Here is a 13198-nt window from a genome sequence, read left to right as displayed (position 1 = left end):
GGATGATTTACTTAGATTTGTTGATGTTGGATTTTCCAAGCACGATGGATTTTGTGATTTCGTTTGAAATCTAAACCGATGGTTTCAGACGTGATTTCCTCAATCTGATACATCGCTTCAATTTCTTCATCTAACTCAAACCCACGATAGTTGTTTGAGAAATACAAAGTACCATCACTTGTTAGGCGATTCATTGCACGTTTAATTAATGAAACATGATCTCGCTGAACGTCAAAAGTCCCGTAGAATTTCTTTGAGTTTGAGAAAGTAGGTGGATCAATAAAGATTAAATCATATTGTTCATGACCTTCTTTTAACCACTCAAAGCAATCACTTGCAAAGAACATATGTTGTTCATCGGCATGATCAACAGTTAATCCGTTCAATACAAAGTTTTCTTTAGACCAGCTCAAGTAAGTATTAGATAAATCCACACTCGTTGTGCTTGCTGCACCACCCAAAGCGGCATGTAAGCTTGCTGTTGAAGTATAACTATACAAATTAAGGAAGTGTTTTCCACGTGCTTCTTTTGCAATTCGTAAACGCATTTGACGATGGTCTAGGAATAGACCTGTATCCAAATAATCAGTCAAGTTTACTAAGATACGTGCTTTACCTTCTTGTACGATAAAGCGTTTTGATGCTGTACTTTGCTTGGTATATTGATTTGTACCCGTTTGTCTAGCACGTGTTTTGATAAAAATCGCATCACGATTTAGACCTGTAACTGCACGAATAGCAGCTAAAGCTAAATTGAAACGTTTTTTAGCTTTTTCAGGATCAATACTTTTTGGTGGGGCATATTCTTGTACGTGTAATCGATCACCATAAAGATCGACAGCAACATTAAAATCAGGCAAATCTGCATCATAAATACGTAAACAGAATACGTTTTCTTTTACAGCCCATTTTTTTAGGTTTTGCATATTTTTTTGCAAACGGTTTGAAAAATCTTCTGCACCTTCAATTTTTTCAAATTGTTGAGGTTGCCATGTCGCTAGAAATGGTTGAGTAACTGTTGCTGGTTTAATTGTTCCGAATCGCGTGTAGATCGGCAATTTACCATTCATCAAACGTAATGTTTGAGGGTCATTAAATGCCAAAACATCCGCTTGTTCAATTTGCGCAGCGATGATTGCAGCACGTTGATTTGGAAAATTTTTCTGTAATAAGCTAGATAAACCTAGATAAAGTGAGCGGTTAGATGCTTTATCACCTAAACGTTCACCATAAGGAGGATTCGTTACGATAAATGCTTTTTTACCTTCAGCATGGAAATCATCCCAATCTGCTAAAGTACGTTCTTCAATCTGGATTTGATCCAATAGTTTTTCGAAGCCTGCAGCAATAATATTTTGACGCGTCGCTTTAACAGCTTCCCAATCAGCATCGTAAGCATAAAATGTTGGTAAATCTTGTTCTAGCGCTTTTTCATGGCGTTCAGCAGCTTCGGCTTTGAGTGATAACCATAAATCACGATCATGTCCATGCCAACCATTGAATCCAAAACGTCTCACTAATCCTGGTGCACGATCAGTGAGTATCATGAGTGACTCAATGATAAATGTCCCTGAACCACACATTGGATCTAAAATAATATCAGGTCGATAATTTGCTAAATCTGCTTTTAGTAATATCGCAGCTGCAAGGTTTTCTTTGATCGGAGCGTCAGTCATAAAGCGGCGATAGCCACGCTTGTGCAATGAGTCACCCGATAAATCTAAGCAATAAGTATGTTCAGTTTTTCCAGCCAAAGCATAAAGGGTAATTTCAGGCTGTTTAATATCGATACTTGGACGCTTACCAACAGCTTCCATAAACGAATCGACAACACCATCTTTCACACGTAAAGTTGCAAATTGAGTGTTTACTTTAATGTCTCGTTCAACATGTAAACGCACTGCGAAGGTGCTTTGCGGTGCAAAAATGAGAGACCAGTCAAAGCTGATTGCACCTTCATAGAGTTCTTCTGCGACATCACGGGCATCGTGAGTATGTTCTAATTCGTGAGTGTGGATCGGTAACAACACGCGAGAAGCAAGTCTAGACCACATACAAACACGATATGCATTTTCTAGTGTACCTTTAAATACCAAACGTCCAGCAAAGCGTTGAATGTTTTGAATACCTAAATTTTCAAGTTCTTGTTGTAATAAGGTTTCAAGTCCATCCGCACAGGTCACCCAATAGTTTGTCAGACGTTGTGTAGAATTCATGCACATTTCCAAAAAAGCAGTTCAGCAATCGGCTATTTTAACTGATTTTTAATGAAACTGTCGGTGCAAATTTGTGTGATCGACCGCATTATTGACTATTATTTTTACTATTTTTAATCAATTTTCATAAAAATATTATTTAAGTTAAATATGTTTTTAATTATTGGTACATATTTTGCTTTCTCTGTGATGAATCAAGAATATACATTTCTCCCAACGACGTGAGGACTTTATGAAAGAAAGCATGAATAGTGAAATTAAGGTAAATGCTGAAGCTTTTGCTATCGCAACACAAATGTATGTTCGTTTAAGACGTGTATCCAGTCGTGTAATTGATGTGATGTACTTAGTTAACAATAAAGAATATGCAAAACACATTATAGAAATTGCTTTGGAAACAAGTGACGAAGAGTTGGCTCACTATGTTGATCGTTTACGTCCATTAATAGATTTATATCCAGAGCCTACGTTAGCCATAGTTGAAAATAAAAAGCTAGAAGAAACAGAAGAAAGCTATTTTATGGAAGTTACAGAAGAAGAAATTTATAAAGCTCAAGTCGCTCACCATTATATTGGTGCATTGCGATAAGTGATAATAATAAAAAAAACAATAAGTGAAAAATAATTACAGCGTTACAAGGGTGTAGAGCTTTTTCTACATCCTTATTTTTTTTGATTTTCTTTTCATCAAATTACCATGCAGAGAAAATATTAAATCGTTATTGAAGATCACCACTAAAAAGTTTTGCTGAGTGCTGAAAACTTCAACGACGAAAGAAATATAAAATCTGTATAATGCGTTAACTTAACGTATAAGGAATCTCTTATGCACGTGGCAGCATTGCATACTTTGAGTCAGATACAGCTCAATCAACAAGGAAATCTCAAGCATTTTTTAACGATTGAGGGGCTTTCAAAAGAAAGTCTGACTAAGATTTTAGATACAGCACAAAGCTTTTTAGATGATAATAATAATTTGATTAATCGTCCGCTTCTAGAAGGGCGCACGGTAATGAATCTATTTTTTGAAAACTCTACTCGTACACGTACTACCTTTGAAGCAGCAGCTAAACGTTTATCCGCAAATGTATTAAATATTGATATTGCACGCTCAAGTACATCTAAAGGTGAAACTTTGCGTGACACTCTGTGGAATTTAGAAGCTATGGCTGCGGACGTATTCGTCGTGCGTCATTCCTCTTCAGGTGCTGCACACTTCATAGCAAAAGATGTATGTCCAAAGGTCGCAATTATTAATGCAGGTGATGGTCGTCATGCGCACCCAACGCAAGCGATGCTAGATATGCTGACCATTCGCCGTGAAACTAAAAAGCCTTTTGAGCAATTAAGCGTTGCAATTATTGGTGACATCAAACATTCACGTGTTGCACGTTCAAATGTCGCTGCTTTGCAGACATTGGGCTGTAAAGACATTCGAGTGATTGCACCGAATACTTTGTTACCTGTGGGTTTTAATGAATACGGTGAACATGTTCGCTTGTTCAATCAAATGGATGCAGGTGTGACTGACTGTGATGTCATCATTGCATTACGTATTCAGAATGAACGTATCGACTCTCCAGCATTATCATCTCAATCTGAGTTTTACAAGATGTATGGTTTAAATAAAGAACGTCTTGCTTTAGCTAAACCAGATTGTATTGTGATGCATCCTGGACCGATGAACCGTGGCGTTGAAATTGATTCGAGTGTCGCTGATGGCGATCAATCAGTGATTTTAAAACAGGTCACGAATGGTATTGCGGTTCGCATGGCAGTATTGGCACTTGCGATGCAAGGTCAGCTCCAAGAAGAAGGTTTAATTGAAGCGATTGCTGTATAAGGGTGCTACACATGTGTATTGTAAAAATTGAAAATGTCCGTGTACTCGATCCAATTCAAAAAACAGATCAAGTTAAAACTGTTTATGTAGAGAACGGTAAAATTGTTGATGCAGCATCTCAAGTTGATCAGACGATTGATGGTCAAGGTAAATGGTTAATGCCAACTATGGTTGATCTCTGCGCGCGTTTGCGTGAACCAGGACAACAACAGCATGGCACATTAAAATCTGAGGGGAGAGCTGCGCGAGCAAACGGTATTTTGCATGTAATTACACCTCCTGACTCAAAGCCGATCGTGCAAGATAATGGTGCGTTAATCCATGGTCTAATTGAGAAAGCTCAACTAGATGGTGGTATTTATCTTCAAATTATTGGTGCTCAAACTCAAGGTTTAAATGGCAAGCAACCTTCTAATATGGCTGGTCTAAAAAAAGGTGGCTGTACTGCGGTTTCAAATGCTAATGCCGCCTTTGAAAATGATGATGTTGTGATTCGTACGCTTGAATATGCTGCTGGTCTAGATTTAACAGTAGTATTTTACGCAGAAGAGCCGCAAATCGCGAAAGATGGTTGTGCACACGAAGGCTTTATTGCATCGCGTCAGGGTTTGCCAATGATTCCTGCGATTGCTGAAACTGTTGCGATTGCTAAATATTTACTCATGATCGAAGCAACAGGTGTAAAAGCCCATTTTGGTTTATTGTCATGTGGCGCGTCTATTGATTTGATTCGTGCTGCGAAAGCCAAAGGTTTGCCAGTAACTGCGGATGTAGCAATGCATCAACTTCATTTAACTGAACAATTGACGGATGGATTTAATTCTCTAGCACATGTTCGTCCGCCACTGCGCTCTGAACAAGATAAAGCTTTGTTGCGTCAGGGTTTAAAAGAGGGCGTGATTGACGCTATCTGTACCCATCACGAACCATTAAGTAGTTCAGCAAAAATGGCTCCATTTGCTGAAACTCAGCCAGGTATTACAGCGTTCGATACCTATGTCGGTTTGGGTGTTCAGCTTATCCAAGAAGGTGTTTTTGATGCTTTAGAATGGGTCGAAAAAGTTACCTTAAATCCTGCTAAAGTTGCCAATATGACTGAACGTTGGAAACAAGAAGCAGGTTGGATACTGGTTGATCCACAACTAGAGTGGACTGTTTCAAAAGAAACAATTTTATCTCAAGGTAAAAATACACCGCTGTTAGGTCAAACCTTGAAAGGCAAAGTGCTTCAGACATTTATCTAAACTTTATTTCTGAGCAGAATAGGTCAAGTTACTTATTCTGCTTAACTATTTCAATTAGTTAATTCATTATTGTGATCTTTTCTTAAAGAGTTTATTGGTAGATTATTTCGCTTCTAAAAAGGTTCTATAAAAATGAGAATTACATTCATTGGTGCAGGGCGTGTTGCCTATCATTTAGCAAAAGTACTCCATCCTGATCACCAGATTGTACAAGTTTTTAGTCGTGATTTAGAAAAAGCCAATCGTTTAGCATCGTTAGTGGATGCTGTTGCCATCAGTGATTTTGAGCAGTTAAGTTCTGATATTGATCTAGTGATCATCGCTATTTCTGACCAAGCAATAGTTCAAGTTATTCAAAAAATTAGCGCTTCTTTGCAGCAAGTATTAATTGTACATACTTCAGGAAGTACAAGTTTAGAAGTTCTTTCTGTAGTTCACGACAAATCAGGTGTATTTTATCCTTTACAAACATTTAGTTATGAACGAGAGATTGACTGGACTGCAACGCCTGTGTTTGTCGAGGCTGTAAACAATCATGATTTGGATTTACTCACCTCATTAGCAGGTAGTTTGACTCAAAAGGTTTACCAATATAGTTCTCAACAACGTCAGACATTGCACATGGCTGCTGTTTTTGCATGCAATTTTAGTAACTACTGTTACGACATTGCAAAACAAATTGTTGATGAACAACAGGTCGATTTTTCTTTACTTCACCCATTGATATTGGAGACTGCACAAAAAGCAACAATCAATGACCCTAAAGAAATGCAGACAGGCCCAGCCATGCGTGGTGATGAAAATATTTTAAAAATGCATCATAAGTTATTAGAAAAAGATGCAAGAAATGATCTTGTTGATGTTTATCAGCTCTTAAGTGAGGGCATTAAGAGCCGTCATTTACATTGAAGATGACCATTAATGTATAAATTATATAATTTTTTTTGTCTAAACTAAGTTCGGTCGTGTTTGCATTTTTTTATAATTAATAACAAGGGGAGCAGGTTGAATAATGCCTGTATTAGAAAACTTAAGTATTGTTTATAAACACATTTAGCTGATATGAGTTGTTTAAATATCAGCTTAGAAATTAGGTAAATGTGTCTTGAACTTAATCAATTCTTTTGTTTAAAACGATGTTTGCATTTTAGACATAAATAATCTTGAAAAATATTCTTGTCGATCACGACACCCGCTTTTTTTCCGAAAATATTACCAACGACGCCACCTGTAATCCCGACACTAATTGCACCCACGAAAGTTCCAATAGTTCCACCAACAATTACACCCAATGGACCTGCTACAGTTCCTATAGCTGCTCCAACTGATGCACCAGTTGCTGCGCCACCTACTGTACCAGCAGTTGTGCCAGCAGCAGTCATTAAAACGCCACCTGTAGTTTTAAGTAATTTGTCATGATCACGTACTTCGATTTCTGTAGAACCACATTTGGGGCATTGCAGAGTTTTTTCCATAAAACCAACCTATCTTCATCTTTGGGCTAAATCATTGCACTGAATAGAGCACTCATTGTTTATGAAACGATAATTTCTTCATTTGGGATCAAAATGATTCATTATTTATTTTAGCTAAACATGAGCAAGAAATATTTATAGATCATGTAAATAGAGGGCTGTAAATTTGATCACATTTGATTTTACAAAGTAAGCATATAGGCTTGATAGGTACTGCTTTTATAAGTTGTTTTAATAATTCACTTTTCGTCTTTTATATTTGAAATTTAAAATTGAGTTGGTTTTTAAGAGATTGAAATAGCATTAAATGTTGATATTTAATGCTATTTTTTAATTTTGATGAATTACTACTTTATTTTTTTGAAAATAAAGTCATTGATCTTATGACCAGATTCAAGCCCACGACGTTCGAATTTGGTCACTGGACGCCATTCAGGGCGAGGGTAGCTATTACCTTTACCTGCTAAATTTTCCATATCAGGACGATTGTCCAAAATATCAAGCATCCATTCTGCGTATGGTTCCCAGTCAGTAGCTGCGTGGAAAGTCCCACCAAGTTCCAACTTCTGTTCGACTAATTGCATACGCTCATGTATCACGAAGCGGCGTTTAAAATGACGCTTCTTCTGCCATGGATCTGGGAAATAAAGTTGTACACAGTTAATACTGTTGTCTGGCATTTCACGTAATACTTGGATTGCATCAGCATCCAATACAAATAAGTTCTTTAAACCTGCCATGCCTGCTTCATAGACACATTGTGCGATACCAGGAACATGCACTTCAATGCCGACAAAGTTGCGCTCAGGATTTGCTTTAGCCATGAGTACTAAAGAACGTCCCATGCCAAAACCGATTTCAACGGTTAATGGACGTTCGGGATGCTCAAAGTGCTGACGTAAATCACCAACAGGGTATTCCAAAATTAAATCACGATAATCTTCTAAAGCAGTACGTTGTGACGTATTGAGCGGAGCTGAACGACGCATAAACGTCACAATTTCACGGTGCTCAGGCAAATTGTCGAGTTCCGTAATTTGCGTTTCTAACTGATCGTTTGACATGATTCTGGAGATATAAATATAGAAATGCCGTATTTTAAGTGTTCAGGTGTTCAAGTCAAACTTTTAAATCGTTTTATTTACTTGAAACTTTTTAGTAGTGATTAAAATTTGTCAAAAAAGCTTCATAGAGTTGTCATAGAAGTTGCATAGCCTAATTGCAATTTAAAATACTTAGTAAAAAACTATGAAAAATTTTAATTACCATTCGCTTGCAATTTGTTTAGGTCTGTTAGGAGCTTCTTCTACATTTTCTATTGCACATGCGCAACTCATGTTTAGCCAATATGTTGATGGTAGTAGCAACCGTAAAGGTTTAGAAATCTATAATCCTGATGCGACAACAGTAAATTTAGCAGATTATGAAATCCAACAATTTAATAATGGGGGAACAGTCAAAACAGCAGCATTTCCTTTACAGGGGGCTTTAGCCAGTAAACAGAAATATCTAATCGGGCGTTCAGAATTACAAACACAATTAGGCAACAAAGTGAATCAAGTAGCAGGTCTATCATTCAATGGAGATGATGCGATTGTATTACTTTATCGCGGTACGCCTGTAGATCGTTTTGGACGGATAGGTGAGCGTCCAACTTCAGGTTGGGGCACTACAGTCTATAGTGTTGCTAATAGTTTTAAACGTGTACAAACTGATAATCCTGTGATCAGTGTTGATCCGACCAGCCCATTTGATTTAGATCAGTCTTGGCAAGCTTGGTCAGATCGAAATGATTTTTCGAATTTGACAGGTTCAACAACAACGCCTCCAGTCAATGAATCAGTCAGCTGTAGCAGTGCGGATACTCCAATTGCGAACTTAGCACAGTCAACCCAAAATCAAAATTATACGATTCGTGGGGTGATCACGGCGGACTATCGCTATAGCAATGGATTTTCAGGTTTCTATATACAAACACCTGATAGCAAGGCAACACCTAATGTGAGTAATGCTATTTTTGTTTATATTCCTGCGAGCAGTGCTGTCAAAGGTGGACAAATCGGCGATGAGGTGATTTTACGCGGTCGTCTCACTAACTATCAAAACCAACTTCAAATTGATCAATTACAGCAAGACATACAAACCTGTAATCAAAATATGGCATCGCTAATTCAGCCACTTGATCTTAATTTGCCATTTACGAGTTTGACTGAAAATACAGGTAATACACCAAAACGCTATCAAGGGATGTTGGTGAAATTACCGCAAACTTTAACTGTCAGCGAGAACTATAATTTTGGGCGTTATGGTGAGTTGTCCCTGAGTCTTGGTCGGCTATTTATTCCAACCAATCTATATCCAGCTTTATCGAATGAAGCGAAGGCATTGGCACAACAAAATTTGCTTTCTAAAATCATTTTTGATGATGGCTATAATAATCAAAATCGAGCGCCATGGTTGCCACAAAACTTTAGTGCTTTAAACACTTTACGTTCTGGATATCAATTAAAGAATGCACAAGGTATTTTGGAATATCGCTTTAATGCTTGGCGTGTACAACCAATTGCAGGTGCAAACTTGCCTGAAGTCGTTACCACGACTAATCCACGTACGACAATTGCTGTGAAACAAACTAAACATATTCGTGCTGCAGCATTTAACGTGTTGAACTATGACAATGGCAAGAATGGTTTCCCAACTGAACGTGGTGCGAACAGTCAGGCTGAATTTGATAAGCAACATGCCAAAATCATAAGCGCATTAAGATCCATTGATGCTGATGTTTATGGTTTGATGGAGATTGCCAATAATGGTTATGGTAGTGATAGTGCGGTTGCTTATTTAACCAAAGCTTTAGGACCAGATTGGAAATATGTAATTCCTGAAGATTTAAATCAATTAGGCACAGATGTGATTGCTGTGGCGATTATTTATAATAGCAAACGTGTTCAACCAGTGAATAAAGCAGCCGTTCTAGATCTGGGTGAAAAGAATCGTTCAACTATCGCACAATCATTCAAACCAGTGCATGGTGGACAAATTTTCACAGTGATTCCAAATCATCTTAAATCTAAAAGTTGTTCGGGCGTTGACTTGAACTCGCTTGATGCTGATCAAAAAGATGGTCAAGGCTGCTGGAATCCGACTCGTGTTAAAGCCGTCGAACAGCTCACTCAGTGGATTGCAAAGAATCCTACCCAAGTCAAAAATCCAAATATTTTGTTGCTTGGTGATATGAATAGCTATGCCAAAGAAGACCCAATTTTAGCTTTTGAAAAAGCCAACTACAAAGTTCTACTCAATGACAGCAAAATCGGAGAGGGTACGAACGCTTATAGTTACGTCTTTGGGGTTTCCAGTAATAGTGATGGTTATGGTGGAGCAGGTAATCTTGATCATGCGATTGCTGATGCAAATCTCTATAAACGTGTAGTTAAAGCTTTTGCTTGGCATATCAATGCTGATGAGCCGACAGTACTTGATTACAATGAAGAATATAAAACTGATGAGCAAAAAGAACTTTTCTTTGCTGCTGATCCATATCGTTCATCTGACCATGACCCTGTCATTGTAGACTTAGACTTAAAAACACCGGATGCTCAGCTAGAACCGAATCAGAAAAATATCATTGTCGAGTTCTTAAATTCTCTATTTGAGTGGTTAGGTAAGCTTTTTGGTCGAGCTTAACTACATTCCGTGACATTGTGCAGTTTGTTTTTTCATAAATTAATCAATCGTCACGGAATATAACTTGCAAGCTAGAAAAAAATTCATTAATAGTAGATGTGTAGATGTTTTTAGCATTAGAGCTATTATAAATTTAAATCTATATCTGTTCTCGATGTTCATTCGAAGTTCAAGAGCATAAGTAGTTAGATAACAAGGATTAGAGATGAAGTTGTATTATTCACCAGGCGCATGTTCGTTAGCGGCACACATTATTTTAAATGAAATAAATGTTGATTTTGATTTAGAACGAGTTGATTTAAAAACGCATAAAACTTCTAAAGGTGCAGATTATTACGAGATTAATCCTAAGGGTTATGTCCCAGCACTAGAAATTAATCCAGGTCTAATTTTGACTGAAAATGTAGCGATATTACCATTCTTAGCACAACACGATCCAAAGCAAGATTTGATTCCACCATCAGGGATGGGGCGAGCTAAAGTATTGGAATGGTTGGGTTATTTGAATTCAGAACTTCATGATGCATATGCTGTTTTCTTTGGTGGTAAACTTACAGATGATGAAAAGACCAAAGCATACGCAGAAGTAGATCGTTTACTTAAATATATCGATAATTATTTAGCTGAATCTGAATATGATTATCTAGTTGATGATAATTTTGGTCCAGCGGATGCATATTTATTCGTACTGACAAACTGGTCAAATCATATTGAGCATGATTTAACGCCTTATACCAATATTATCGCGCTTCGAAATAAAGTTGCAGAACGTCAGTCTGTACAAATTGCAATGCGTGATGAAGGTTTGTTTAATTAAAACTGTACAAATAAAAAAGCCTCTGTATACAGAGGCTTTTTTATTATCAACAAATTATTGTTGAGCTTTTTCTTTCACTTCAGCTGCACCTGATTCTACAGCACCAGCAACATTCGCAGTTGCATCACGTGCAGCAGCTTCAGTTTTAGCAGCAGCTTCAGCAGTTGCATGAGCAGTATGATCAGCAGCAGCATCGATTTGATCAGCAGCAGTATCAACTGCTGTAGCTACATTGGTTGTTGCAGCATCAGCAGCATTTTTCACATCAGCGCCAGCTTGTTCAGCAGCGTTTTCTAAATGTTCACCCGTTGTTGCACCAGTTTCAGGTGCTTTATCTTTATTACAGCCTACAAGAGCAACAGTAGCAGCTAGACCTAACGCAACAAGTAATTTATTCATTTTCATATTTCCTTTTCGTTGTGGCATCCAACAAGTATGGATATCGAAAATATAAACACAAAGCGAGTGAATAAGAAAGTTACAAATTTGTTGATAACTTGTAAAAACACACACTTACATTGTTAAATGTAAGTGTGGTCACAAAACAAGATATTGACTTAATTCGTAGAACGAATCATGTAATCAAAGGCAGATAATGCAGCTTTCGCACCTTCGCCTGTTGCGATGATGATTTGCTTGTATGGTACTGTCGTACAGTCACCTGCAGCAAATACACCCTGTACATTGGTCTCATTACGATCGTTAATCATAATCTCACCACGATTGCTCAGTTCAACTGCACTGTTCTTTAGGAAATCCGTATTTGGCAATAAACCAATTTGTACAAAGATTCCCGCAAGTTCTACTGTGTGTTCTACATCAGTCGCACGATCTTTATACTTCAATGCTGTCACTTGTGAACCATCACCAACCACTTCAGTACTCAAGGCATTGGTGATAACGGTAGTGTTCGGTAAGCTATTCAACTTATCCTGTAAGACTTGGTCAGCACGAAGTTTGGTATCAAACTCAACCAAAGTCACATGCTCAACAATCCCTGCTAGATCAATCGCAGCTTCTACACCCGAGTTACCTCCACCAATCACTGCAACACGTTTACCTTTGAATAATGGACCATCACAGTGTGGGCAGTACGCAACACCACGTGTACGGTATTCAGCTTCACCTGGAACATTCATTTCTCTCCAACGAGCACCAGTTGAAAGAATGATGGTCCTAGACTCAAGCTTAGCACCATTTTCTAGTTCAACTTCAACCAAACCATTTGCCGTTTGGTCTGCGCCTGTGATTTTGCTTACTCTTTGTAAGTTCATGATGTCCACGCCATATTCACGAACATGCGCTTCCATATCTTGAGCAAACTTAGGACCAACTGTTTTTTGGATCGTGGTAAAGTTTTCAATATCCATGGTATCCATGACTTGACCGCCAAAACGTTCAGCCACAATCCCAGTTTTGATCCCTTTACGCGCTGCATAGATCGCTGCTGTACCGCCTGCAGGACCACCACCAATTACCAATACATCAAAAGCATCTTTTGCATTGAGAAGTGCTGCATCTTTCTCCGCTGAGTTGCTATCTAACTTCGCGATGATTTCTTCCAAAGTCATACGACCCTGACCAATATGTTCATTGTCTTGGAACAACATTGGGACTGCCAAGATTTTGCGTTCTTCAACTTCTTCTTGGAAGAAACCACCATCAATCATGGTCGTAGTTGCATCTGGGTTATAGATCGCAATCAGGTTCAAAGCTTGAACCACATCTGGACAGTTGTGACAACTCAAAGATACAAACACATCAAAGTTTGATTTTAAGTTCAAACCTTTAATCTGATTTAACACCTCATCCGACACCTTCGGTGCATAACCTGAAACTTGTAACAATGCCAAGATCAAAGAGGTGAACTCATGTCCCATCGGTAGACCAGCGAAGAACACACGAGGTTGTTCACC

Annotated in this window: 11 protein-coding genes; 6 read left to right on the top strand and 5 right to left on the bottom strand. The window is 38.1% G+C overall.

Translation table 11 applies throughout. From position 1 onward, the window contains the following. Positions 1-11: 11 nt before the first annotated feature. Complete coding sequence (rlmKL, locus tag ACSC97_RS03445) at positions 12-2216, bottom strand: bifunctional 23S rRNA (guanine(2069)-N(7))-methyltransferase RlmK/23S rRNA (guanine(2445)-N(2))-methyltransferase RlmL (protein WP_436659316.1); 2205 nt, start codon at positions 2214-2216, stop codon at positions 12-14. A gap of 232 nt (positions 2217-2448) precedes the next feature. On the opposite strand from rlmKL, the gene ACSC97_RS03440 reads away from it, so the two are divergent. The 4 genes from ACSC97_RS03440 (at position 2449) to ACSC97_RS03425 (ending at position 6212) form a co-directional block, all read left to right on the top strand. Beyond that, on the top strand, positions 2449-2805 hold the full coding sequence (locus ACSC97_RS03440) for a hypothetical protein (RefSeq protein ID WP_112986832.1): 357 nt from the start codon (positions 2449-2451) through the stop codon (positions 2803-2805). A gap of 237 nt (positions 2806-3042) precedes the next feature. Further along, positions 3043-4059 (top strand): aspartate carbamoyltransferase catalytic subunit, encoded by a 1017-nt coding sequence (locus tag ACSC97_RS03435; protein WP_436659313.1) that lies wholly within the window; start codon positions 3043-3045, stop codon positions 4057-4059. An 11-nt stretch (positions 4060-4070) separates the two neighbouring features. Continuing rightward, on the top strand, positions 4071-5303 hold the full coding sequence (locus ACSC97_RS03430) for a dihydroorotase (RefSeq protein ID WP_436659311.1): 1233 nt from the start codon (positions 4071-4073) through the stop codon (positions 5301-5303). Positions 5304-5435: 132 nt separating this feature from the next. Then, positions 5436-6212 (top strand): Rossmann-like and DUF2520 domain-containing protein, encoded by a 777-nt coding sequence (locus ACSC97_RS03425; RefSeq protein ID WP_436659309.1) that lies wholly within the window; start codon positions 5436-5438, stop codon positions 6210-6212. Positions 6213-6418: 206 nt separating this feature from the next. Here the strand turns inward: ACSC97_RS03425 and ACSC97_RS03420 are convergent, their stop codons facing one another. Both ACSC97_RS03420 and trmB read right to left on the bottom strand, forming a co-directional pair. Then, positions 6419-6778, bottom strand: coding sequence for a hypothetical protein (locus tag ACSC97_RS03420; protein ID WP_004915115.1), 360 nt, complete (start codon positions 6776-6778; stop codon positions 6419-6421). Between the two features lie 347 nt (positions 6779-7125). After that, positions 7126-7842 (bottom strand): tRNA (guanosine(46)-N7)-methyltransferase TrmB, encoded by a 717-nt coding sequence (trmB, locus tag ACSC97_RS03415; RefSeq protein WP_004662584.1) that lies wholly within the window; start codon positions 7840-7842, stop codon positions 7126-7128. 184 nt (positions 7843-8026) lie between these two features. Between trmB and ACSC97_RS03410 the strand changes: the two genes are divergently transcribed. Both ACSC97_RS03410 and ACSC97_RS03405 read left to right on the top strand, forming a co-directional pair. Next, the gene (locus ACSC97_RS03410) at positions 8027-10465 is read left to right on the top strand and encodes an ExeM/NucH family extracellular endonuclease (protein WP_436659306.1); all 2439 of its coding nucleotides are present in this window, start codon (positions 8027-8029) and stop codon (positions 10463-10465) included. A gap of 205 nt (positions 10466-10670) precedes the next feature. Further along, complete coding sequence (locus ACSC97_RS03405; RefSeq protein WP_004915125.1) at positions 10671-11282, top strand: glutathione binding-like protein; 612 nt, start codon at positions 10671-10673, stop codon at positions 11280-11282. A gap of 54 nt (positions 11283-11336) precedes the next feature. On the opposite strand, the gene ACSC97_RS03400 is transcribed toward ACSC97_RS03405, so the two are convergent. Both ACSC97_RS03400 and ahpF read right to left on the bottom strand, forming a co-directional pair. Then, positions 11337-11681 carry a hypothetical protein gene (locus ACSC97_RS03400; RefSeq protein WP_004915129.1) on the bottom strand — a complete coding sequence of 115 codons (345 nt, stop codon included), beginning with the start codon at positions 11679-11681 and terminating at the stop codon, positions 11337-11339. Positions 11682-11839: 158 nt separating this feature from the next. After that, on the bottom strand, positions 11840-13198 hold a 1359-nt coding region (ahpF, locus tag ACSC97_RS03395), incomplete at its 5' end, for an alkyl hydroperoxide reductase subunit F (RefSeq protein ID WP_436659303.1).

This window comes from Acinetobacter sp. P1(2025) (genome assembly GCF_051390655.1).
GTDB lineage: Bacteria > Pseudomonadota > Gammaproteobacteria > Pseudomonadales > Moraxellaceae > Acinetobacter > Acinetobacter junii.
Note: the sequence above shows the minus strand (reverse complement) of the source record. Positions and strands in the feature narration are given on the sequence as shown.